At 68.1% G+C, this 24,429-nt stretch carries 17 protein-coding genes; 6 read left to right on the top strand and 11 right to left on the bottom strand.

The annotated features are described in order from the left end of the window. The 9 genes from GXY47_05605 to GXY47_05565 form a co-directional block, all read right to left on the bottom strand. Positions 1 to 871 (bottom strand): DNA gyrase subunit A (locus tag GXY47_05605; GenBank protein ID NLV30615.1); only part of this gene is annotated, 871 nt, incomplete at its 3' end. 18 nt (positions 872 to 889) lie between these two features. Further along, a complete protein-coding gene (gyrB, locus tag GXY47_05600) occupies positions 890 to 3,361 on the bottom strand; it encodes a DNA topoisomerase (ATP-hydrolyzing) subunit B (protein ID NLV30614.1) in 2,472 nt (823 codons plus the stop codon). 180 nt (positions 3,362 to 3,541) lie between these two features. After that, the gene (locus tag GXY47_05595) at positions 3,542 to 4,666 is read right to left on the bottom strand and encodes a DNA replication/repair protein RecF (protein NLV30613.1); all 1,125 of its coding nucleotides are present in this window, start codon (positions 4,664 to 4,666) and stop codon (positions 3,542 to 3,544) included. A gap of 2 nt (positions 4,667 to 4,668) precedes the next feature. Continuing rightward, positions 4,669 to 5,778: a DNA polymerase III subunit beta gene (dnaN, locus tag GXY47_05590; protein ID NLV30612.1), complete on the bottom strand. Its 1,110-nt coding sequence runs from the start codon at positions 5,776 to 5,778 to the stop codon at positions 4,669 to 4,671. A gap of 437 nt (positions 5,779 to 6,215) precedes the next feature. Further along, the gene (gene dnaA / locus GXY47_05585) at positions 6,216 to 7,532 is read right to left on the bottom strand and encodes a chromosomal replication initiator protein DnaA (protein ID NLV30611.1); all 1,317 of its coding nucleotides are present in this window, start codon (positions 7,530 to 7,532) and stop codon (positions 6,216 to 6,218) included. Between the two features lie 528 nt (positions 7,533 to 8,060). Next, on the bottom strand, positions 8,061 to 8,546 hold the full coding sequence (locus GXY47_05580; GenBank protein ID NLV30610.1) for an HIT domain-containing protein: 486 nt from the start codon (positions 8,544 to 8,546) through the stop codon (positions 8,061 to 8,063). Further along, positions 8,546 to 8,821 carry an integration host factor subunit beta gene (locus GXY47_05575; GenBank protein ID NLV30609.1) on the bottom strand — a complete coding sequence of 92 codons (276 nt, stop codon included), beginning with the start codon at positions 8,819 to 8,821 and terminating at the stop codon, positions 8,546 to 8,548. The genes GXY47_05580 and GXY47_05575 overlap by 1 nt, the downstream gene beginning before the upstream one ends. Positions 8,822 to 8,827: 6 nt before the next feature. Next, positions 8,828 to 9,733, bottom strand: coding sequence for a signal peptide peptidase SppA (gene sppA, locus GXY47_05570; protein NLV30608.1), 906 nt, complete (start codon positions 9,731 to 9,733; stop codon positions 8,828 to 8,830). Positions 9,734 to 9,760: 27 nt separating this feature from the next. Continuing rightward, the gene (locus GXY47_05565; protein NLV30607.1) at positions 9,761 to 11,548 is read right to left on the bottom strand and encodes a 30S ribosomal protein S1; all 1,788 of its coding nucleotides are present in this window, start codon (positions 11,546 to 11,548) and stop codon (positions 9,761 to 9,763) included. Between the two features lie 281 nt (positions 11,549 to 11,829). On the opposite strand from GXY47_05565, the gene GXY47_05560 reads away from it, so the two are divergent. Genes GXY47_05560 through GXY47_05550 form a run of 3 tightly spaced genes read left to right on the top strand, consistent with a single transcriptional unit; the run spans position 11,830 to position 15,630 of the window. Next, entirely contained in the window at positions 11,830 to 12,714 is an 885-nt protein-coding gene (locus tag GXY47_05560) for a hypothetical protein (protein ID NLV30606.1), read from the top strand. Next, positions 12,711 to 14,021, top strand: a complete 1,311-nt coding sequence (locus tag GXY47_05555) for a BamA/TamA family outer membrane protein (GenBank protein NLV30605.1) — start codon at positions 12,711 to 12,713, stop codon at positions 14,019 to 14,021. The genes GXY47_05560 and GXY47_05555 overlap by 4 nt, the downstream gene beginning before the upstream one ends. A gap of 7 nt (positions 14,022 to 14,028) precedes the next feature. Further along, entirely contained in the window at positions 14,029 to 15,630 is a 1,602-nt protein-coding gene (locus GXY47_05550; GenBank protein NLV30604.1) for a hypothetical protein, read from the top strand. A 10-nt stretch (positions 15,631 to 15,640) separates the two neighbouring features. Here the strand turns inward: GXY47_05550 and GXY47_05545 are convergent, their stop codons facing one another. Both GXY47_05545 and GXY47_05540 read right to left on the bottom strand, forming a co-directional pair. Next, positions 15,641 to 17,818, bottom strand: a complete 2,178-nt coding sequence (locus GXY47_05545) for a hypothetical protein (protein ID NLV30603.1) — start codon at positions 17,816 to 17,818, stop codon at positions 15,641 to 15,643. 15 nt (positions 17,819 to 17,833) lie between these two features. After that, a complete protein-coding gene (locus GXY47_05540; GenBank protein ID NLV30602.1) occupies positions 17,834 to 19,459 on the bottom strand; it encodes a serine/threonine protein kinase in 1,626 nt (541 codons plus the stop codon). A 125-nt stretch (positions 19,460 to 19,584) separates the two neighbouring features. On the opposite strand from GXY47_05540, the gene GXY47_05535 reads away from it, so the two are divergent. From GXY47_05535 to GXY47_05525, 3 genes are all read left to right on the top strand, one after another. Next, entirely contained in the window at positions 19,585 to 20,424 is an 840-nt protein-coding gene (locus GXY47_05535) for a hypothetical protein (GenBank protein NLV30601.1), read from the top strand. A gap of 149 nt (positions 20,425 to 20,573) precedes the next feature. Continuing rightward, entirely contained in the window at positions 20,574 to 22,160 is a 1,587-nt protein-coding gene (locus tag GXY47_05530; protein NLV30600.1) for a CBS domain-containing protein, read from the top strand. A gap of 14 nt (positions 22,161 to 22,174) precedes the next feature. Then, a complete protein-coding gene (locus GXY47_05525) occupies positions 22,175 to 24,427 on the top strand; it encodes a DUF4040 domain-containing protein (protein ID NLV30599.1) in 2,253 nt (750 codons plus the stop codon). The last annotated feature ends 2 nt before the right edge of the window (positions 24,428 to 24,429 follow it).

Raw genomic sequence — 24,429 nt, 5'->3', positions numbered from 1 at the left:
GCAGGTCGCTGATCCCCTCGATCTTCTTGTCGCGCACCAGCTCCGCGATCCGCTCGATCAGCCTGGCCTTGTTCACCTGGTAGGGGATTTCGGTCACGACGATGGCTTCGCGCTCGCGCGCCATCTTTTCGATCCCCGCCCGGGCGCGCAACGTGATGATGCCGCGGCCGGTCTCGTATGCGGAGCGGATCCCGCTGCGCCCGTAGATGAATCCGGCGGTCGGGAAATCGGGCCCGGGGACGCACTGCATGACCCGGTCGAGGGGGGCGTCCGGGTCCCCGATGAGGAGGATGGTCGCCTCGATGATCTCGTTGAGGTTGTGCGGCGGCACGTTGGTCGCCATCCCCACCGCGATGCCGCTCGACCCGTTGACCAGCAGGTTGGGAAAGCGCGCGGGGAGCACCAGCGGCTCCCGGAGGGAGTCGTCGTAGTTGGGGCCGAAATCGACCGTGTCCTTTTCGAGGTCCGCCAGCAGCTCGTCCGCGATGCGCTCCATCCGGACCTCGGTATAGCGCATCGCCGCCGCGCTGTCCCCGTCCACGGAACCGAAGTTCCCCTGGCCGTCCACGAGCGGGTAGCGGATGGAGAAATCCTGGGCGAGGCGCACGATGGTGTCGTAAACGGCGCTGTCCCCGTGCGGGTGGTACTTGCCGATCACATCCCCCACGATGCGGGCCGACTTCTTGTACGGCTTCGCGTGGGTGTTCCCCAGATCGTGCATGGCGTAGAGCACGCGCCGGTGCACGGGCTTGAGCCCGTCGCGCACGTCGGGGAGGGCGCGGCCGATGATGACGCTCATGGCGTAGTCCAGGTAGGACTTGCTCATTTCGTCGATGATGTTTACGGGGATCTTGTCGAGAGCTTCGGTCATAACAGGCGCCTTCGGCTGCTAAATGTCGAGGTTTCGGACGTTCAGGGCGTTGTCCTCGATGAAACGCCGTCGCGGTTCCACCGTGTCCCCCATCAGGATGGTGAAGATGGCGTCGGTCTGGACGGCGTCGTCGATCGTCACCCTCAGCATCGTGCGGGTCTGGGGGTTCATGGTCGTTTCCCACAGCTGCCCGGGGTTCATCTCGCCCAGCCCCTTGTAGCGCTGCACGGCCAGGTCCTTCTTGCCCAGCGCGCGCAGGTACTGGAGGAGCTCCTCTCCCGAATGGACCGTCACGCAGTTCCCGTTTTCCCTGACGGTCAGGGGGGGCTTCCCCAGGGGGACCATGGCGGCGAAAAGCTCGAGCACCCGCTGCCATTCGGCCGAGGAGAGAAAATCCCAGTTCAGGGAGACCCTGTTTCCCCTGACCCCGTTCTCGACCTCGAGCGAAAACAGCCCGTGCTCCTCGTCCTCGAGAATGCGGCACCCGTACCCGATCTCCTCGAGGGCGGGGCAGAGCGAGGCCAGGAGCTCCTTCTGCTCGAACAGCTGGCGCAGGCTGAACCCCTGGTCGAAGAGCCCCCCCTCCCCGGCGATCGCCTCGAGCAGCCGCTCGAGCAGCTCCCCGTGCTGCAGCTTCCGGTTCAGTTTTTCCTGGATGGCGGCGCGTTCCCCCATCATGCGCACCACCCGGATGAGGCCCTCCCCGGTGTACTGCGTTCCCGTTTTTTCCACCGTCACGGCGACGCCGTCGGTCGCCCGCTTCATCAAAAAGTCGTCCATCTCCTGCTCGTCCTTCAGGTACCGGACCGACTTGCCGTGCCGGACCCCGTACAGGGGGGGCTGGGCGATGTAGATGTGGCCCCGCTCGAGCAGTTCGGGCATCTGCCGGTAGAAAAAGGTCAGCAGGAGCGTGCGGATGTGGGCCCCGTCCACGTCCGCGTCCGTCATGATGATGATGCGGTGGTAGCGGAGCTTTTCGGTGGCGAAGTCCTCCTTCCCGATCCCGGTCCCGAAGGCGGAGATCATCGTGGCGACCTCGGCGTTCCCCAGCATCTTGTCGAAGCGCGCCTTCTCGACGTTCAGGATCTTCCCCCGGATCGGCAGGATCGCCTGGAACTTGCGGTCCCTCCCCTGCTTGGCCGAGCCGCCGGCGCTGTCCCCCTCGACGATGTAGATCTCGCACAGCGCCGGGTCCCGCTCCTGGCAGTCGGCCAGCTTCCCCGGCAGGAGGGCCGTATCGAGCGCCCCCTTGCGCCGCGTCAGGTCCCTGGCCTTGCGCGCCGCCTCGCGCGCCCGCGCCGCTTCGATCCCCTTAGCCAGGACCTTGCGCGCCACCGCCGGGTTCTGCTCCAGGAAGGCCCCCAGGCTCTCGTTGACCGCCGCCTCCACCAGCCCCCGGACCTCGCTGTTCCCCAGCTTGGTCTTGGTCTGCCCCTCGAACTGCGGGTTTTTCAGCTTGACGCTGATGACGGCCACCAGCCCCTCGCGGATGTCCTCCCCGGTGGGGTTCTCCTTCAGGTCCTTGAGCAGGTCCTCCTTCTGGCCGTAGGCGTTGACGGTGCGCGTCAGGGCGGCCTTGAAGCCGGAGAGGTGGGTTCCCCCCTCGTGGGTGTTGATGTTGTTGGCGAAGGAGAAGATCGTCTCGCTGTAGCCGTCGTTGTACTGCATGGCGACCTCGACGATGACGTCCTCGCGCTGGGTCTCGAAATGGATCGGTTTGGGGTGGAGCACGTTCTTGTTCGTGTTCAGGTATTCGATGAAGGAGGCGATCCCCCCCTCGTATCGGAACGTCTCCCGGCGGTCGGAGCGGAGGTCCTCCAGGGCGATTTCCAGCCCCTTGTTGAGAAACGAGAGCTCCCTGAGGCGCGCGGCGATCGTGTCGTAGCTGAACTCCAGCGTCTCGAAGATCCGCTCGTCGGGCCGGAAGGTAACCTTGGTGCCGCGCCGGCGGGTGGTGCCCGCCTGGACGAATGCCGTCACCGGGACGCCGCGCTCGAACCCCTGCTCGAAAACCTTCCCGTCGCGCCAGATCTGAACGTCCATGCGCGCGCTCAGGGCGTTCACCACGCTCACCCCCACGCCGTGGAGCCCGCCCGAAACCTTGTAGGACCCGTTGTCGAACTTCCCCCCCGCGTGCAGGACCGTCAGCACGATCTCGGCGGCCGATTTGCCCGTCTGCTCGTACTCGTCCGTCGGGATGCCGCGCCCGTCGTCGACGACGGTCACGCTGTTGTCGATGTGGATGGTCACCTCGATGCGGGTGCAGTACCCGTTCAGGGCCTCGTCGACGGAGTTGTCGACGACCTCGTAGACCAGGTGGTGCAGCCCCTCGACCCCCGTGGACCCGATGTACATGGCCGGGCGCAGGCGCACGGCCTCCAGGCCCTCCAGGACCCGGATCTGGTCCGCGCCGTATTTTTCCACCGGGAGGATCCCTTCGTCGGGCGCACCGACATTTTCATTTTCTGCAGGCAAAATATTTTCGCTCATGCCGGATATTCGATTGAGAGTGGAAACCGTCCGCGAAAGCCATGCAACCTTATTGTTTCCAACAAATTATTTCATCCAAAAACACCCATGAAGTATAGCACGGCGCACCCCGAAAAAAGAAGTAATTTATCGGTTATTTTGTTAATTTAAGTTGTTTTATGTCTATAACTTAGGACGTCATCACCGGGGGTCGGGACCGGACCCGGCGCCGGGGGTCCGGACACGCCCGCCCCGCACCTCGTACCGCACGGGGTCGAGTCCCAGCGAAGGGACCAGGAAGTCCTTCGCCGAGGTCAAAACGGTCTGCGTCCTTTGCGCCAGGTAGTGCAGAAACGTGTGGAGCCGCTCCTGGTCCAGTTCCGCTTCCGCGTCGTCGACCAGGAAGACGGGGTAAAACCCGTGCTCCCTGGCGTGGATCTCCATCTGGGAGAAATAGAGCGCCAGCAGGCTGGAGCGCTGCTGTCCCGCCGAACCGAACTCCCCGAGCGATTTGCCGTTGACGTAGAGCTTGAGGTCGTCCCGGTGCGGGCCCACCGAGGTGGTCCCCGTCCGCAGGTCGCGCGCGCGCGCGCGCGCGAGCCCCTGCCGGAAGAGGTCGGCGAGGGGGGCCGGGGCCGGGTCCTCCGCGCCGATCGTCGACAGGTAGTGCATCCTGAGCGATTCCGAACCGAAGAGCCCCTCCGGCAGCTCGCTCTTCATGCGCCGGACGTAGCGCAGCCGGTTGGCGAGGATCCGCGCCCCCTCCCCGACCAGCGCCTCGTCCCAGCTCTCCAGCAGCCCCGCATCGGCCGGGCGGGCGCCCGCGGCGATCTCGGCCAGCACCCTGTTGCGCTGCCTGAGCGCGCGCCCGTAGGAGGCGAGGGAGCGGACATGGCCGGGGTAGAGGGAGGCCATGGCCCGGTCGAGGAAAGCCCTGCGGTCGGCCGGGCCGCCGCGCACGACGGCGAGGTGGGCGTGGGTGAAGGCCAGGAGGTGGAGGTTGCCGACGAACTCCTCGAGCGGCGAGGGCTTGCCGTAAAGCGAGAGGGTCTTTTCGGCCCCCCGCAGCGTGACGCCGAGGGTGCGCTCGAGGCTGCCGCGCTCGACGATCCCCTCGATGCGGCATTCCGTCTCCCCGTGCCGGATGCAGTCCCTGGGGGTGGAGGTGCGGAAGCTGCGCCCGTAGGCCAGGAAATAGATCGATTCCAGGATGTTGGTCTTCCCCTGCCCGTTGCGGCCCGAAAGGAGGGTGACGCCGGGCCCGGGGTCGATCTCGAGCTCCCCGATGTTGCGATAGTTGAAGAGTCGAAGCCGGCGCAGGCGCACGCTTAAAACTTCATGGGCATGACCACGTATTGATAGTCGATGTCGGGGGACCCGATCGGCCGCAGCAGCCCCTGGGTTTCCGAATCCCTGATGGAGATCGAGATCGAATCGGTCGCGCACGCGCCGACGAAGTCCAGGAGGTAGACGGGGTTGAAACCTATTTCCAGGGGGGCCCCGTCGTACTCCACCTCGAGCTGCTCGCGCGATTCCCCGGCGTCGGCCGAACTGGCGCTCAGTTCGAGGACCCCGCTCCGGAAGGCGAGCCGGATGGCCTTCAGCTTTTCGTCCGACATGATCGCCGCCCGGCGGATGGCGTCGCCGAAGGCCTTGGCCGAGGCGATGACGAACTTGTCGTTCTCGCGCGGGATCACCAGTTCGTAGTTGGGAAACTGGCCGGCCAGCACCCTGGAAACGAGCCGTTTGCCCCCCACCCCGAAGAAGAGGTTGTTGTCGTCGCGCCCGAACTCCACGGCCGCGTCCTGGTCCCCGATCAGCTTGAGGATCTCGACCAGGGTCTTGCGCGGAATGAGCGATCTGGTCTCGGCGTCCAGCCCCGGAATCTCCATGGCGCGGTTCACCATCGCGAGCCGGTGCCCGTCGGTGGCGACCATGCGGATCTGGTCGGGCAGCAGCGCCAGGAGCGCGCCGTTGAGCGAATAGCGCGATTCCTCCTGGGTGATGGCGAACATCGTGCGCTGGATCATGCCGCGCAGCACGCTCCCGGGGATATGGGCGACGACGGGGGCCCCTTCGGGAATGGAGGGGAAGTTGTCCTTGGGGAGCGCCACGATCTTGTAGTGGGAACTGGCCGAGCGGAGCTCCACCCAGTCGTTTTCGAGCAGCGACACCTCGATGTCGGCGCCGTCGGGAAGGAGGCGCACGATGTCGAACAGCCGGCGGGCCGATATCGTCGTCGTCCCCTCGGCGTCCACCCTGGCCGGGCATCCGCAGCGGATGGTCACGTCGAGATCGGTCGCCGCGATATCCAGGTGTTCGCCGGAGGCTTCCACCAGGATATTGGACAGGATGGGGATGGTGCTCTTTTTCTCGATCACCCCCTGGACCAGGTTGAGCTCGTTGAGCAGCGAATTCCTTGTCACCGTGAATTTCATCGAGGATGCTCCTTGCAGATTTGAAGAGAGACACTGGCCGTCGCCATGGCGATTATACAGCTTTCGGTTCGATTGCGGCCCAAAAAAAAAGGGAAATCGAGGAGCCCTTTTCCACCGGACTATTCACACCCTAAATCCGCGTTCATTAAAGACTTCTCTGTTTTTCCACAGCCGCCCCCGGTGGAAGGGGCTGTGGATTTCGCCCGCAGCGGACATTTCCACAGAAAGCCCCCGATATCCACAGGAGGGCGGCGCTTTTTTGCACCGCCCGCCCCCGCACCGGTGCGGGGGCCCGACGGCTTTTCCACATATCCACAGGACATTCTTCTACTACGGGTATATATCCTGATTAAATATTTGGAAAAGGAACGAACGGCGGGGCAACGGGAGCGAGACAAGAGCGTGCATCGGGAAAGGCGAAGCGGGAAGGCGGGGGGTTATCGCAGCGATTTGACGATTTCGTTGACGGCGGCCGAAATCTCGGGATCCTTCTTACGCAGCGAGTCGATCTTGCGGATGGAGTGCAGGACGGTCGTGTGGTGCTTTCCCCCGAAATCCTTGCCGATCTGCGGCAGGGACTGGTGGGTCAGTTCCTTGCAGATGTACATGGCGATCTGCCGGGGGACCGCGATCGGCCGGGAATTGCTTTTCGCCTTGAGCTGGGCCGGCTTCAGGGAGAAGAAGGAGGCGACGGCCCGCAGGATGGCGTCGGGGGAGACGGCGGAGTTCTCCTCGGTCGTGAACCCCCGCAGGACCTCCCTGGCGTAGGTGAGGTCGATATCGGCGGTGTCGAGCCCGTCGAGGGAGGCCCGTGCGCTCAGCCGGGTCAGGGCCCCTTCGAGTTCGCGCACGTTGGAGCGGATGCCCCCCGCGATGAAGAGGGAGACATCGTCGCGGAGGTTGGGCATCTCCGAATGCGCCTTTTTCCTGAGAATGGCCAGCTTGGTTTCCAGGTCGGGCGGCTGGATGTCGGCGATGAGGCCCCACTCGAAGCGGGAATGGAGCCGCTCCTCGAGCGTGGGGATCTGCTTCGGGGGACAGTCGCTCGTGATCACGATCTGCTTCTGGCCGTCGTACAGGGCGTTGAAGGTATGGAAAAACTCCTCCTGGGTCCGCTCCTTCCCCGCGATGAACTGGATGTCGTCCATCAGCAGCACGTCGATGTTCCGGTATTTCTGCCGGAACTGGATGGTGCGGTCGTAGCGGATGGCGTTGACCAGTTCGTTCATGAACCGTTCCGACGACATGTAGGCCAGGCGGACGGAGCGGTTGCGCGCCTGGATCCTGTTGCCGATCGCGTGCATCAGGTGCGTTTTACCCAGGCCCACCCCCCCGTACAGGTAAAGTGGATTATAGGCTTTGGACGGGCGTTCCCCGACGGCGAGCGCGGCGGCGTGGGCCAGCTGGTTGCTGGCGCCGGCGACGAAGGTGTCGAACGTGTATTTCGGAATCAGAAAAGGCGTGGATTCAGGGCTTTGGGCAGGCGCCGCCGCACAGGGGGGCGCTTCGGTTTCGTGCGCGCTTTCGGCCGTGATCTCCAGGGAGAAGGCGGCGTGGGTGATGGCGCCGGCGGCGTTCAGCAGGAGGGTGGAGTAGTTTTCCAGCAACCCTTTGCGAAAACTCTCGGTCGGGACCAGAAGACGCAGGATGCCGTTATCGCTCCCCTGATAGACTATGGGGCGGAACCAGGTGTCAAAGCACTGGGGATTCAGGTGTTTTTCTACGGTGGAGAGGACCTGGTTCCAGAATTTCATAATAGGGCGACCCGGGCGCGGGGGTGGATCTTCAGCCGCAGTGCAAATCTTTTTCCACAGGTTTTCCACAGCTGTGGAAAACAGACAGACAGCCCCGAACAGCGGAGTGTTTCAATCCGCTGTCCCTGAAACACTGAATGTCAGGATTTCGATGGTGTTGTTTTCTCAACAACGGGGCGAAAGTTAACACACGGAAGCGAACACATTCAACAAAAAAAAGTTTTGCCGCCGAAAATTGTTTTTTTACTTGAAAACCCTGTAAAAATGCGGTCGCGAAGCGCATCGGACCGCGCAAGCGCCGGAAAACAAAGGATAAAAAAATTATTGAATAAATATAAAGTCCTATCAGAAGTTTTATAAGAAATTATAAAAAAAAAAGGCGCGCGGACGGCGGCGCCGCCTGACGCCCGGGCGGGGCAAGGCGGGGGGAGGGGGGGGAGGGAAAAACGGGACGGAAAGGAACTCCGTCCGTCGGCCGGGAGGGCGGGGGGTATGACGAAAATCACAGTAATAACGGGCTGAAACGGTTCAGCAGGCCGCGAAGTGGGGGAGCAGACGTTCGTAGGTCCGGGGCAATTCTTCAGGCAGGACGCGGGTCTCGCCCACAACCGAAACAAAATTCGAATCACCTGTCCAGCGGGGAAGGACGTGCATGTGGAGGTGGTTTTCGACGCCGGCCCCGGCGGAGCGGCCGAGGTTGAAGCCGAGGTTGTACCCCTCGGGACGGTATTCGGCCTGGAGCGCCCGCTCGCAGCGGCGGCCGAGGTCGATGATCTCGTGGAGCTCTTCGGGGAGGGTGTCGCCCAGGAGCCGGATGTGGCGGTTGGCCACCACGAGGAGGTGGCCGGAGGTGTAGGGGAACAGGTTCAGCAGCACGAAGGCCGCGCGGCCGCGGTAAAGCACCAGGTTTTCGGCGTCGCGGCGTTCGCCCAGGATCCCGCAGAAAACGCAGGAGGGGGCGGACTCGGCGCCGCGGATGTAGTCGAAGCGCCAGGGGGTCCAGAACCGGTCCATTACTGGTTTACGAGGTCCTTTATTTCCTTGCCGGGCTTGAAGTAGGGCACCTTCTTGGCCGGGACGCTGACGCCCGAACCGGTTTTGGGGTTGCGCCCCTGGCGCGAGGAGCGGTTGCGGATCCGGAAGGAGCCGAAGCCGCGCAGTTCCACCTTTTCTCCCCGCTGCAGCGATTCCGTGATGCTGTCGAGAACCGTCTGAACGATCACCTCGGCGTCTTTTTTGGTCAGTTCCGATTCATTGGCGACTTCTTCGACTAATTCTGCCTTGGTCATGGCGCTCTATCTCCAGAGATATTCAAATCGGATGTGCGACTGTGAACGGTTCGCGTCGAAAGGGAGGGCGGCCTTCGCGTCCCCCAGGACGACGTCGAGAACGGAAAATTTCTTCCGGACGGGTTTCAGGAGCTTCGGGGGACCGCTGATCCCCGCCATCCTGGCCGCGGCGTCGATCGCGTCCTGGTAGGTCCCGATCTCGTCGATCAGGCGGTTGTCCCTGGCTTCCTGCCCGGTGTAGACCCGGCCGTCGGCAAGGGCGCGGACCTCCTCCTCCGGCAGGCCGCGCCCCCTGGCGACATCGGCGACGAACTGCCCGTACATGTTGTCGATCAGCGCCTGGAAGTAGGCCTCTTCCTCCTCCGTCAGCGGCCGGGAACCGCTGCCGGCGTCCTTCAGGCTCCCGCTCTTGATGACGATGTCCTGCATCCTGGCCCAGCGCAGCAGTTCGCCGTAGTTGTACCACTGGGCGATCACGCCGATGCTGCCCGTGATGGTCCCCCGGTTGGCGAAGATCCGGTCGGAGGCGCAGGCGATGTAGTACCCGCCGGAGGCGGCCACGGACGCCATGCTGACCACCACCTTCTTGCCCGAATCCTCCCGGAATTTGAGGATCGCCTCGTAAATCTCCTGGGTCGCCGCGACTCCCCCCCCGGGGCTGTCGATGCGGACCACCACCCCCCGGACCCCCGGGCGGTTGCCGTAATCCTCGAGCTGTTCGACGAATTCCGTGGAATCGGAGATCGTCCCGGTCAGCTCGAGGGCGGCCAGCTGTTTCGAGGAAAGGGAGAAGCGGGAGGGGGCCCCGTCCGTGAAAACCACGGCCAGGGCCAGGAGGCAGAGGACGAAGAAGAACAGGGCTCCCCCCCCCAGGATAATCCAGAGCAGCAGGTTGGATCGTTTCTGTGCCATCTCCACAATCTCAAGGTCCGCGGAATGTTATTCCGTCTCGGGTTCCGTCTCGGGTTCCGCTTCGGGTTCCGTTTTCCTGAAACGCTGAAGCTGCTCGCCCAGGCGCTCGCCCATCGAGGCGTTCCCCGAATCGGCGGAGGCCATGTAGGAGGAGAACTCCACCCGCGGTTCGTCCTCTTTCATCGCCTTCAGGCTCAAACCGATCTTCTTTTCCTGAAGGTTCAGCTTGATGACGCGCATCTCGATTTCCTGGCCGATGTTGAGGAACTCCGTCGGTTTTTCCACGTGCTTCTCGTCCAGCTCGGAAACGTGGCAGAGACCCTCGATCCCCTCTTCCAGCTCCACGAAGGCGCCGAAATTGGTCATCCGGACCACGCGCCCCTGCACGGGGTCTCCCACCTTGTGGCGGGCGAACCAGTCCTCCCAGTGGTCGGGCTCCAGCTGCTTGATCCCGAGGGAGAGCTTCTGGTTGGGGGCGTCGATGCTGAGGATCACCGCCTGGACGTCATCCCCCTTTTTCAGCACCTCCGAGGGGTGCTTGACCCGCTTGGTCCAGGAGATGTCCGAGACGTGCACCAGGCCGTCGATCCCCTCCTCCACCTCGATGAAGGCGCCGAAATCGGTGATGTTGCGCACCTTTCCGGTGATGACGGTCCCCGGGGCGTAACGGGTCTCGATCACGTCCCAGGGGTTCGGCTCGGTCTGCTTCAGCCCCAGGGAGATACGGCGGGATTCCACGTCGATGTCCAGCACCACGGCCTCGACCGGGTCCCCCACGTTGAGGATCTTGGAGGGGTGCTTCACCCTCTTGTTCCAGGTCATTTCCGAGATGTGGATCAGCCCCTCCACCCCCGGTTCCAGCTCGATGAAGGCGCCGTAGTCGGTCAGGCTGACGACCTTGCCGGTCACGCGCATGTTCTTGGGGTAGCGCATGTCGGCCGCCATCCAGGGGTCTTCGGACAGCTGCTTGTAGCCGAGCGACACGCGGCCGTCCTCGCGGGTGAACTTGATCACCTTGACCTGGACCTTGTCCCCCACGTTGAAGAGCTCGGAGGGGTGGTTGACGCGGCCCCACGACATGTCGGTGATATGGAGCAGACCGTCCACGCCCCCCAGGTCGATGAAGGCGCCGTAGTCGGTGATGTTCTTGACCACCCCGTCCATGATCTTGCCGTTTTCAAGGATCTCCAGGGTCTTGGCCTTTTCCTCCTTCATCGATTCCTCGAGGACGGCCTTGCGGGACAGCACGATGTTCCCCCGCTTCTTGTTGACCTTGATCACCCGCATCTCGAACTCTTCGCCCCGGAGGCTGTCGAGGTTGCGCACGGGGCGCACGTCGATCTGCGAACCGGGGAGGAAGGCGCGGACGCCGATATCCACCGCCAGCCCGCCCTTGATCCGTTCGATCACGCGTCCCTTGACGACGCTCCCCTCGCGGTAGGCGCGCTCGATCTCGTCCCAGATCTTCATCCGCTCGGCCTTTTCGCGCGACAGCACGACGTGGCCGCGGGAGTCCTCGGTCTGCTCGAGGAAAACGTCGACGACGTCCCCCGTCTGGACCGCCACCTCGCCGCGCTCGTTCAGGAACTGCTCGGCCGGGATGATGCCCTCGGACTTGAACCCGACATCGACGATGACGCTGCTTCCGGTCACGGCGATGACCTTGCCCCTGATGACCTCCCCTTCCGAAAAGGTCTGGGTCTTTCCTTCATACGCAGCCAGGAGAGACTCGAAAGAGGCCTCTTCCTCCCTGGAACCGGCTTCCGCGGGGGAAGCGTTTTCAGTTGAGGGCTGCGTTTCGTTAACGTCTGACATTCATTCCTCCTGAATTAGGTCCGGACCCCCGGTAGACGGGGGTGGGACCGAATATTTCTAAAACTATGAGTGCGTTCGGGTATGGGACAGACTGGGGCCTGCGTTTATGAAACCGGTTCGGGCTTTGAGGCAACGGCAAAGGTCCACATCCCACGATCACGAGAGATATAAGTCACAATAAATAACCTTTAAAGCGCACAATGTCAAGGGTTCGTGCAGCGCGCCCCCTTCCCGCAGATTCCGGTTCGCTCCCGCCCCCGATGGCGGCATAATAGGGAGTCATGAGACACTGGAAACCGCTGCTGGTCCTGCTGGCCGCATCCGCCGTCGCCCCGGCCTCCGACGGCGACCCGCTCGAGAGGATCGGGCGCGGCGGGCCGCCCCCCGAGGGGGGGATGGAGTGTGCGCTGGACGCGGTCAGCTGGAACATCGAACGGGGGGAGAACCTGCCGGGCGTCGCGGGCTTCCTCGAGGAGCACCGTCCGGCGCTCGCCCTGCTGCAGGAGGTCGATCTCGACGCCTCCCGCTCCGGCCGCGTGGACGTGGCCGGCACCCTCGCCTCCAGGCTGGGGGTGCAGTACCTTTTCGCCCCCGAGTTCGAGGAACTGGGGCAGGGGTCCAGCCGTCGTCCGGCCTGGCACGGGCAGGCGGTGCTGACGCGCCTCCCCGTCTCCTCCGCCCGCATCCTCCGCTTCCGCGCGCAGAGCGACTTCTGGCGCCCCCGCTGGTACCTGCCCAACTGGGCCTTCATGCAGCGGCGGCGGGGGGGGCGTAACGCCCTGGCCCTGCAGCTGGGGGAAGGGGGGCGCCGCCTCGTGGTCTACAACGTCCACCTGGAAAGCCGGGGGGAGGAAACGCTCAGGCTCCGCGAGATGGAGGAGGTGCTGGCCGACCTGGGGCGCCACCCCGCCGGAACCCCCATCCTCGTCGCGGGCGACCTCAATACCCGCGAGGAGGACTCCCCCGTCGTCCGGGCCCTCCTCGACGCGGGGTTCCGGGCCGCGGCCGGGGGGGAGGTCACCACCCGGCGCGGGCAGGCGCTCGACTGGGTTTTTGTCCGCGGACCCGTGGAGGTGGAACGCGCGCGGGTGCACCGGGAGGTCGAGGCCAGCGACCATTATCCCATCACTTTCCGCCTCAGGCTCGAGACGCCCGAATGCCGATGAAGCTCCGACCGCCCGCAGCCGTCCTGTGTGCCCTGATCCTCGGCGCCCCGATCCTCGCCCCCGCGGCCCTCGGCGCCCCGGGCCGGGACGCGCCGGCGCAGACAAGGGCGGGGGAGATCGCGGCGGAGCGGGAAGTGAAGGCCCGCGCGCTCCGGCCGGAAACCGTCTCCCGGATAGAGGATATCGCGCTCCAGTTCAAGGAACGCAAGGTGCTCGAGCGGCTGGCTGCCGGCTACAACGGGTTGCGCTTCCAGATGGGGGGCCTGGCCACGGGGAGCGGGTTCGCCGCGGGGCCGAGGTTTTCCCGGCGCGACCTCGCCGACGGGCGGCTGCGGGTCGAGGCCTCGGCCTCCCTTTCCACCCACCTGTGGCAGAAGTACCAGGCGAGCGTGGCCGCCCCCCGCCTGGCCGGGGGCCGCCTCGTCGTCGAGGCGGAGGCGATCCGGAGGGACTACCGGGCGCTCGAGTTTTACGGCCTGGGCGCCCGCGCCTCGCGCGGCGACCGCACCGCCTACCGGCTCCGGGACACCAGCCTGGAACTGAGGGCGGGCTGGCGCCCCGCGCGCCGTTTCCGCCTCGGGGGGAGCCTGGGCGCCCTCTGGCCCGACATCGGCCCCGGGGAGGGGGACGACATCGGCGGCGGGGAGGACATCCGCAGCATCGAAGAGGTCTTCGGGGAGGCTTCCGCCCCCGGCCTCGACCGGCAGCCGGACTACTTTCTGTCGAGCGTCTTCGGCCAGTTCGATTACCGGGACGACCCCGAGGGGCCCAAGGCGGGGGGGAACTACGTCACGGAGTACACCTGGCACCGGGACCGGTCGCTCGGCGCCTACGGCTTCGGGCGCTGGGACGTCGACGTGCAGCAGTACCTCCCCTTCTTCAACCGGAGCCGCCGCTTCGCCCTGCGCGCGCGCGCGACCCTGACCAACCCCGGCGACGGGCAGCGGGTGCCCTTTTACCTCCAGCCCTCCCTCGGCGGGTCGGACGACCTGAGGGGTTTCCGCCCCTACCGCTTCACGGGGCCGAACGCCATCGTCTACAACGCCGAGTACCGCTGGGAGATCTTCTCGGGCCTGGACGGCGCCCTCTTCTTCGACGCGGGCAAGACGATGCCCTCGTGGGGGCACTGGGGCCTTTCGGGGCTGCGGACCTCCGGCGGCATCGGCTTCCGCTTCAACGCCCGGAACCGGACCTTCACCCGGATCGACATCGGGGTCAGCGAGGAGGGGGCGGTGGTCTGGCTGAAGTTCAACGACGCGTTTCTGCCGCGCCTGTTCGGCGCCGGCACCCGGCAACCGCTCTACTGAGGTGGGTGTGAAGAGACTCCCGGCGATCCTGATCCTCATGGCCCTCCTCCCCGGGGAGGGGGTGTGCGTGAAATTCTACGGGGACGACCCGCTCGTGCGGGAGCCGGCGCCGCTGCCGGTGGAGGACGCCCGGTCGCGCAAGTTGAGCGATTATTACGACATCCTGACGCACACCCTGGCCACGCCGGGGGAACGGCAGCCCGCCGGGGGGGAGATCGGGGCGATGGGGGTCAACACCCTCGGGGAGCCGATGGAGGGGGCGTGGTGGGAGCGGCGCCACTACTACCGGCGGATGACGGCCGACGAGCTCCGGCGCGGTCCGGGGGGGGGCTCCCCCCCGGCGATGGACGGCCCCTGGACGGTGGTTTCGGCCAAGACCGAGGGGATCACCCCGGGGTTCGTGATCCTCGACCGGCTCGGGCGCCGCTATTTCATCAAGTTCGACCCGCCGTCGAACCCGGAGATGGCCACCGGGGCGGACCAGATCGCCTCCAAGATCTTCCACGCCCTGGGGTACCACGTGCCCGACAACTACGTGGTTTATTTCCGACCGGATATCCTGGAACTCGGGGAGGAGGTCCGCATCGAGGACCGGCTCGGGCGCAAGCACCCGATGACGCCGCGCGACCTCTCGGAAATCCTCATGCGCGTCCACCGATGCGCCGACGGCCGCTACCGCGCGACCGCCAGCCTGGCCCTGCCGGGGAAGACCCTCGGCCCCTACCGCTACTACGGCACCCGCTCCGACGATCCGAACGACACCGTGCCGCACGAGCACCGGCGCGACCTGCGCGCCATGCACCTGGCCTGCGCCCTGGTCAACCACGACGACAGCCGCTCCATCAACACGGTCGACGTGCTGGTCGACGGCCCCCGGGGGAAATACATCCGGCACTACCAGCTCGATTTCGGGTCGACCCTGGGGAGCGGGAGCGACAAGGTCAACAGCCCGCGCTCGGGCGGCGAATACCTGTTCGGCTGGCGCTCGGCCGCCACGCAGCTCCTGACCCTGGGGCTGGCGGTCCCCCCCTGGGCGCGCGCGCGCTACCCCCCCCTCGAGGCCGTCGGGCGGTTCGAAAGCGCCCTGTTCGACCCCGACCGCTGGGTGCCCGAGTACCCCAACCCCGCGTTCCTGAACCGGCTCCCCGACGACGAATTCTGGATGGCGAAGCAGATCGTCCGCCTCCGCGACGACGATATCGCGGCCATCGTGGAGACGGCGCGCTACAGCGACCCCCGGGCGGCGGAGTGGATCGCCCGCTGCCTCATGGAGCGGAGGGACAAGATCGGCGTGGCGGCCTTCGCCAGGGTGCTGCCGCTCGACCGGTTCGGTGTGAGCGGCGGCCGGCTCCGGTGGGAGGACGTGGCGGCCTCCGCGGGCCTCGGCCCGCCCCTCGAGGTGAGCGTCCGCTGGGAGAGGTTCGACAACGCCGCGGAGCGGGGCACGCCGCTCCCGGGCGCCGCGGGCCCGGACGTCCCCCCGGTGCCGGGGGACGGCTACCTGCGCGCCGTCCTCGGGGCCGCCGGGCGGCCGGGCCAGGAGGTCTCGGTCTACCTGAGAAAAGAGGGGGAGAGGCTGGACGTCGTCGGGGTGGAGCGCACCTGGTAGCCCGCGGGCGCTATTCCTCCTTCTCCGGCGGGCGGGCCCGGTCGATCTCGAGCAGGAGCGACTGGTGCGACTCGAGCAGCCGGTCGAGCGCCTCCCCTCCGGGCGCGGCCCCCTCCCCTTTCGGCTCTTTCCCCGGCTGCACCAGGTCCCAGAGCCGCCGGCGGATTCCGGCGGGAAGGACGCTGTCCAGGTACTCGGCCGCCAGGCCGCGGAGCGCGGGGTTCTCCGTGTGCAGCGCCCGGAAGGCGATCTTGACCGGTTCGCGCGGCAACACCGCGGCGAAGAGGGAAAAGACGTGTTCCAGGCTCCGGTCGGCGCGCCTCTGGAGGACTTCGTCGAGGAAGGCCTCCTGGTCGGTCTCGGCGCGCTGGTCGAGCAGACGGCGCGAGTTCCAGACCGGCTCGGCCACGGCCAGTTCCCGCTCGACGGCGGCGAAGACGGTCTCGGGCGGTACCGGGACCTCCGGGTGGCGCATCCGCACCGCGTCCAGGGCGCGCGCGCAGCGGAAGCGCACCTCGAAGCGTTCGTCCTCGAGCCCGGCGAGGAGGCCCGGGACGGCCAGGCGCGCCTCGCCGCCGATCAGGACGGGGGGGATGCGGCGCCGGATGCCGAAGGGGACGGCGGGGTGGGTCAGCTGGTCCACGAGCAGCCCGGTTATCGGCCCGGGGTCCCGGCCGAGGGCCGCGCGCGCCGCCTCGCTCACCTCGTCCCAGGCCAGCAGGCGCACCAGCTGCGCGGCCTCGAGCGCGGTGACGCGCCCGAGGCCGGCGATGGCGGCGAGGACCCGGTCACGGTCCCCGGAGCGGAGTTCGGCCAGGGTCCTGACGGTGTCGTCGATCTCCGCCGGCGGCCGTGGGGGCGCCGGCCGGCGGGGGGGGGCGGGCGTCGCCGGCGCCGGCCCCGGCCGGGGGACGCTGACGAAAACGCTGCGGGTGGTCGAGTCGGGGATCTCGTCGAGGTCGAGCTGCACCGCGTGGTCGAGGAGCCGCCTCTGGATCAGGCGGGTGTAGGCGCCGTCCAGGCCGAGCGAGATCCAGATGCCGGCCGCGGCCAGCGCCAGGGTGATGCCCAGCAGCTCCGAGGTCATGTAGGCGGCCCCGATCCAGAGCACCAGCTGCACCAGTCCGCCCCCCAGGGCGTCGCCGGCGCGGTCGAAGGCCACGTCGACGAGGGTCTTCGCCGCCCGCTTCTCCTCGGGCGGCACCGGGGTGTAGAGCAGTTCGTAGGCGGAACGGTAGAGCGATCCGCGCAGGACGAACTCCAGGGAGCGGGCCAGCGCGAAGACGGGAAAGACCGGGAGCATCAGGGCGGCCAGGGCGCCCGCCCCCACCCCGAAGGGGAGGGCCGACATCGTGCGCCCGATCCCCAGGCGCGCGAGCGCCCGGCGGGCCAGGAAGGTCTGCGCGCCGAAGGTGAGGACCTGGGTGGAGATGTAAAAGAGCGCGAAAAAGCGCAGCAGCCCGGCGCCCCCGCCGAAGGCGGCGCTCGCCCCCGCCTTGAAAAGGTAGTCCAGGATGGCGGCCGATGACGTGCCGGCCAGCACCGTCATGGCGATGAGGGCCAGGTAGGGGGCGCGGCGGAAGAGGGCCACCGGGCGGAGGGGGGCGGTCCGGCCCTCCGCCGGGCGCGCGGGGGCGCCCCGGGGGGCCCCCGCGAGGACCGCGGCCGCCGCGAGGTGCAGCGCCGCCAGCAGGAGCAGGACGTCCGCGGGGGCCGAGAGGGTCGCCAGGCGCTCGGCCAGGAGCCCCCCCGAGATGCCTCCCAGGGTGCCGAAGCCGGTGATGCGCCCGAACAGGCGCCGGGCGCTCGGCGGGTCGAACGACTCGGCCATCAGGGACCAGAAGCCGGAGAGGAGGATCGCCCCCAGGGCGACGATGTGAAAGTAGATGATAACCGACCAGCGCCCCGGGGAGCCGTCCATGTACGCGTACTCGAGGGCGTGGAGCAGGGCGCTCAGCAGGAACCCCGCCGGGACCGTCCGGGCCGGGCCGAAGCGCCCCATCAGGCGCGCGGAGACGAGGACGAGGAGGATCGAGACCGCGGCCGCCGCGATCACCACCCGGGGCAGGTCGGACGCGGGGTGGTGCGAGAGGAAGAAGGAGTCGCGCACCGCCTTTCCGGCCACCTGGTGCGCCACCATCAGGGCCGCACCCGCCATGGCGATGAGGGTCATCCTTCTTTCCGGCACGGTGGCGTCCCCCGGCTAGGTTTGGGAATCGGGCGGGGCCGGCCGCGCCCGGCGCGCCGCCCGGTGGGCGGAGGACGCCGGCAGGTAGGTGTCCCACCATTCGGCCGCCCGCTCCTGGGTCCAGGTCCCGGCGCCGCACTCCCCGAGCGCGCGCCGCAGCTCCAGGGCGGAGCGGGGGCGGTCCTCCGGCTTTTTTTCCAGGCACCGGAGGATGATGCGGTCGAGGGCCTCGGGGACCGGGAGTTCGCTGCGCCGGGAAGGGGGGAGCGGGGTCTTCTGCACGTGGGCGAGGGCGGTCGCGGTGGGCGTCTTCTCCTCGAAGACGGGACTCCCCGTCAGCAGGAAGTAGGCCACGCACCCCAGCCCGTAGAGGTCGGCCCGCCCGTCGAGCGCCTCCTCCCCCAGGGCGATTTCGGGCGCCATGTAGGTGGGGGTCCCCGCCGAGGTCCCTTCCGTCGTCAGGTGGAGCGTGTCCCGGTGCGACACGTTCTTCACCAGGCCGAAGTCGAGCACCTTGGCGAAGTCGTATTCGATGCCGACGCTGCAGGCGAAGATGTTGCTCGGCTTGATGTCCCTGTGGACCAGGCCGCGCCGGTGCGCCTCCTCGAGCGATTCGCACACCTGCCCGAGGAGGTGCACCACGCGGGCGGCGGGCTGCGGGCCGAACCGTTCCACCATCAGCTGCAGGCTGATGCCGTCGAGCAGTTCCATGACATAGTAAAAGGAGCCGTCCTCGGCCACGCCGAAATCGAAGAGGTACACGGTGTGGGGGGAGCCGAGCGACGCGATCGCCTGGGCCTCGCGCTTGAAGCGCCGGCGGGTGACGTCGGGCCAGGGCCCGCCCCGGCCGGCCACCAGGTCCTTGCGGATCAGCTTGATGGCGGCGTCGCGCGCCAGCATCCGGTGCTCGGCGCGCCACACCTCCCCCATGCCGCCGGAGCCGATCAGGGAGACGAGGTTGTAGGAGCCGAGTTCGCGCGCCCGCTCCGCCGCGCTCTCCATCACGACCATCCGGCGCGCCAGGGCGTAGGTCACCAGCGCCATCAGGTAGGGGACGTGGACCCAGGCGAGCAGCCGGTTGGGGGGGAGCGGGTCGAACCCGTACAGCTGCAGGTTCATGAAATAGGCGAGGGGCCACATCGAGGCGGAGACGAGGGCCGTCGTCAGCTTGACCCCGGGGCGGTTCGGGATCAGGAACCCCACCGCGGCGATCCAGAGCGCCACCTTGGAGACCCCGAGCACCGGCGCGTCCAGGTCGAGCGGGAGGGAGGTCTCGGAAAAGGCGATGGCGAAGGCGACGAGGACCTCGAAACCGAGCCCGAGGGTCAGGAGCTTCGCGGGCGGGAGGAGGCCGAAGCGCCGGATCATCCCGAGGGCGGCGCTGGACAGGAGGACGACGGCCCAGACGGCGGAGACCGCGGGGTGGCGGAAGACGTCGACGAACTCCGGCTGGATCCAGCTCTGGAAGAGGATCGAAAGGGTCGCCAGGACGGCGCAGAGGAGGCAGATCCAGCAGAGGCGCCCGACGGCGTGTTCCATGACCCGGGGGGGCAGGGTACGCCCGAGGAGCGTGTCGGACCGGACCGCCCACGGCGTATCGGTGCGCACGACCGGTTCTGTCGTCGGTTCCTTTCCCTTCATCGGCCGGAAGCTCCGGAGCCCTGCGGGCTCGTCAAAGGCTAAGTCTAGCACGATCGCGCCCGCGCGGAGGGGATCCTTTTTTGCCCGAAGCATGCTATAAGAAAGGTTCGAGAACGGGGGGGGACATGAACGGAATACCGGTGCTGCACGTGGAGGCCGACTCGATCGCGCGCGGGTGGGAGGAGTCGCTCGTCGCGCTCCACCGGGACGGGGCGGTGGTCCGCACCCAGTACGACCGGGAGGGGGACGCGGCGAGCCGGGACTGCACGATGATCCTCACGATCCGGGACCCGCTCGCCGAGCCGATGATCCACAAGGACTTTCCCGGCGGCCCGGTGGAGCTGCAGGAATACGTGATGGAGGTGTGCGAGGGGATCAAGGACCACCTGGTCCGCGACCCCGCCGACCCCGCGGACACGCGCTGGGACTACACCTACCACCAGCGCCTCTTCGCCTACGAAACCCCCCCGGGCGGGCCGGTCGACCAGGTCGAGGCGATGTGCCGCGCCCTGGCGGAAGTCCCCTACACCCGGAGGGCGCAGGCCGTCACCTGGCGGGTGGGCGCCGACAACGACTGCTTCGACCCCCCCTGCCTGCAGAGCCTCTGGTGCCGCGTCACGGAGGGGGAGGGGGGGCGCCGGCTGAGCATGAACGCGCGCTTCCGCTCCAACGACGCCTACCGGGCCGCCTTCATGAACATCTTCGCCCTGGTCGAGCTGCAGAGGCGGATGGCGGAGCGGATCGCGCGTCTTTCGGGGGAGCCGCTGGGGGTGGGGCGCTACTGCCACATGGCCGACAGCTACCACATCTACGGCTCCAACGCCCGGGAGTTCGAGACGCGCTTTCTGGGCGCGCTCGGGAAGCGGACGTTCGAGGAGCGGACGATGCGGTACGACGCCTTCCGCGAAATGATGGAGGAGGCGCGGCCCGACATCCTGGCCAAGGCCGCCCGCATGGGGCGCTAGCGCCGCCACGGGCCGCTCCCCCCCGCTTTTTTTGCATTCACCCCGCGGCGATGCTAAGTTAAAACCATCTGCGCCCGCCGAGGCGGGGCGCCGGTCAGGACGTTGTTGCCCAACATCGACATGAGAAGACTCCGGAAAGGACGCGGCCCATGTTTGAGCTTGAGCAGAGAATCCTGATGCTGCTGTTGCTTGCGGGCCTGCTCCACGCCAGGCCCCGCATGAGCGTCTGGGCGAAGCTGGGGGTGGCCGCGGCCGTGCTGCTGGCCCTCGTCGCTCCCGCGGTTCCCCTCGGTTTTCCCGCCGCGTGGCTGGCGGCGGCCCTGATCCCGCTCCTGCTGTGGCAGTCGGCCCACCGGCTCGCCAACGCCCGCTGGCCCATCAGCCGCGCCGAAATCGCCGTCTGGCTCTTCATCGCGGCCGCCATCGGTTTCATGCTCGCGGCGGTCTCCGGGATGCGGATGTCGGCCGCCCTCCTTTTCGGCGTGCTGGCCGCCAGCATCCTCTGGCGGGGGACGGAGGAGGCCCCCGCCCCGGCCAGCCACCTGGGACAGGTGGGGACGCTCGCCCTCTGCTTCCTGCTGGCCGAGATCGCCCCCTTCGTCGAGGCGCCCGGGCGCTACCTCCTCGGCCTCGTGGGGGGGGCGGCCCTGGGGGCGCTGTGCGGGTACCTGTTCGTCCACCTGGCCCGGGTGCGGGCGGAGTCCGGCTGGCGGCTGGCCGCCGGCCCGGTCCAGGCCTACGTCGCCTACGGGCTGGGGGCGCTGTTCGGGCTCTCCGGGGTCGCGGCGGCCGCGCTGGGCATCTGCGTCTACGTGGCCTACGGCTCCAGGCGGGGGCTCTTCCCGGACGGCGTCGTGCGGCCGCAGCCGCTCGACGCGCGCCCCGTCTTCATCGGGGCGGTGGCGGTGCTGGCTTACACCGGCTGGCAGGTCCATGTCCCGTTGACGCCGCAGCTGCTGGCGGAGTGCGTCCTGGGGATCGGGATCGGGTTTTTGGGGATCGCGCTGGGCCGCCGCTTCGGCGGGAGCCGCTTCGGCGGGAGGATGTCCTACCGGGGGAGCCTCCTCCCCCTCGGGCTGCTCCTGCTCCCGGCCCTTCTCGTGTGGCCCAGGGAGACGGACCTCGGCGGGATCCCGGTGGCGGCGGCCCTGGTCCTGGCCTGGGCCCTCACGCTCGGGGCCAAGGGGGCCCTCACGCCGCTGCTCAACCTCTACGCCATGGTGGACGAAGCCGAGACCACCATTCCCCAGCCCGATTACCTCGCCGGCGGCACCCGGGTCGGAGAGATCATGAAGGGGGACACGCCGCGCGTGCGGCGGGACGCCCCGGTGGCCGAGGTGATCGAAAAGCTCCTCGCCGGGGGCGCGGGCTGCGTGGCGGTCACCGACGACGAAGGGGGGCTGGAGGGCCTGATCACCGAGAGCGACCTGTTCATCAAGCAGGAGCGGCTCCCGAGGGCCGACGTCTCCTACCCCTCCCTTTTCAGGGAACCGGTGAAGCCCGACCGGCTTCCGGAGGTGTACGCCGAAATCGCCGCGAAAAGCGTCGCCGCCGACATCATGGTCCCCTGCGCCGTCAGCGTGAAACGGCACCACAACATCCGACACGCCATCCGGGTCATGGCTGAGTACGGCTGCGCCCACCTCCCGGTGATCGACGGCGCGGGGGGCGGGTTCAGGGGCGTTCTGACGCGGAGCGACATCATCCGCGCCTTTTCCCGGGAAACGAAATCCTGATGCCGGCGCTGATGCTGGCGGCGTCGATACTGGCCGGATTCGGGGCGGCGGGCGCGGCTCCCGCGTTCGTGCGCCGGTTCGGGCCCCGGGCGGCGGCCTGGATCGCCCTGGTGCCGGCCGCGCTCGCGCTGTACTACCTCTCCCTGGCGCGCTCCGGACCCGCGGGGCCGCGCGTCCTCCCCTGGGCCCCCTCCCTCGGGCTCAACCTCTCCTTTACGGCGGACGGGCTGGGACTCCTGTTCGCCCTGATCGTCAGCGGCGTCGGCGCCGTGGTCGCGGTCTACTCCTCCGGCTATTTCGGGGGGGACGCGCGGCTGGGGCGCTTCTACGGGTGGCTGCTGGTATTCATGGCCGCCATGCTGGGGGTGGTGCTCAGCGACAACCTCCTGCTCCTGTACATCTTCTGGGAAATCACGAGCGTCAGCTCCTACATCCTCATCGGGTTCGACCACGAGGAGGCGCGTTCGCGCGCGGCCGCCCTCCAGGCGCTGGTGGTGACGGTGGCGGGGGGGCTCTGCCTCCTGGGCGGGGTGGTGCTGCTGGGGATCGCGGGGGGGAGCTTCGAGATCTCCACCCTCATCGCCCGGCGCGAGGCGATCCAGGCGGAACCGGTCTTCGTCCCCGCCCTGGTCCTGGTCCTCCTCGGGGCCTTCACCAAGTCGGCGCAGTTCCCCTTCCACTTCTGGCTCCCGAGCGCCATGGCGGCCCCGGCGCCCGTGAGCGCCTACCTGCATTCGGCGGCGATGGTCAAGGCCGGGATCTACCTCCTGCTGCGCCTCCACCCGCTCCTGGGGGGGAACGCCGTCTGGACCTGGGTGGCGGGGGGCGCGGGGCTGGTCACCCTCCTCCTCGGGGCGTTCCTGGCGCTCGGTCAGACCGACCTGAAGCGGCTCCTGGCGTACTCCACCGTGAGCGCCCTGGGGATGATGACGCTGCTGATCGGGCTGGGGACGCCGGCGTCGCTCGGGGCCGCGGTCGTTTTCGTGACGGCGCACGCGCTCTATAAAGGGGCCCTCTTCCTGTCCGCCGGGTCGGTCGACCACGGGGCGGGGACGCGCGATGTCCGGGTCCTGGGCGGGCTTGGCGCTCCCATGCCGCGCACGGCGCTCGGGGCGGGAGCGGCCGCGCTCTCGATGGCGGGGGTGCTCCCCCTCCTGGGCGCCATCGGCAAGGAGATGGCCTACGAGGCGGGGCTCCAGCACGGCCCCGGCGTCGCCGCCGCGGTCGTGGCGGGGGGGCTCGGCTTCTTTTTCGTGGCCGCCGTGGCCGGGTACGGCCCCTTCCGGGGGGGGACGCCGGCCGCGGCGCACGAGGCCCCCCCCCGGATGTGGGCGGGGGTCTGGGCCCTGGCGGGGTGCGGCCTCCTCCTGGGCCTGTGGCCGGGCGCGGCGGCGGGGCTGCTCGGGGCCGCGGCCGCCGCGGCGGGAGCGCCGGGGATGGAGCTCAAGCTCTGGCACGGGTTCGGGCCCGCCTTCGGCCTCAGCCTGGCGACCCTGGCCGCCGGCGCCGGGCTCTACGCCCTGCGCGCCCGCGTCCGGGAGTGGGTCGCCCGGATGACGTGGCGTCGGGGGCCGGAAGCGGCCTACGAAGCGCTCCTCGGCGCCACCCTCGCGGCCGCGGGGGGGCTCACGCGCGGGCTGCAGAGCGGGCGGCTGCGCAACTACCTCGTCATCATCGTGCTGACCCTGGTGGGGCTGGCGGCGACCCCCCTCCTGCTCTTTCAGGGGGTCCACTGGCCCGACATCGACTACGACCTGCGCTTCGGGGAAATCGGGATCGCGGCGGTGATCCTTCTCTCCGCCGGGCTGGCGGTGCGGTCGCGCTCGCTCCTGGGCGCCGTCGCGGCCATGGGGGCGGCGGGGTACGCGGTGGCGACCATCTACCTGCGCTACGGCGCCCCCGACCTGGCCATGACGCAGTTTCTGATCGAGTCGCTCACGGTGCTCCTGTTCGTGCTGGCGTTCTACCGGCTGCCGAACTTCCCGAGGCTCAGTTCGCGCCGCGCGCGGGGGCGGGACGCCGTCGTGGCGCTCCTGGGGGGGGGGCTCGTCACGGCCCTGGTGCTGGTGGCCACCGGGATGCAGCTGCACCACCCGATTTCGGACTATTACGTGCAGACGGCCGTCGGCGAGGCCCACGGCCGCAACATCGTCAACGTCATCCTGGTCGACTTCCGCGGCCTGGACACCCTCGGCGAGGCCACGGTGCTGGGGATCGCGGCCATCGGGGTGCTGGCGCTGATCAAACTCAAGAGGAAGGGACCGTGAAG

Source organism: Acidobacteriota bacterium (genome assembly GCA_012729555.1).
Classification (GTDB): Bacteria; Acidobacteriota; UBA6911; order UBA6911; family UBA6911; genus UBA6911.
Note: the sequence above shows the minus strand (reverse complement) of the source record. Positions and strands in the feature narration are given on the sequence as shown.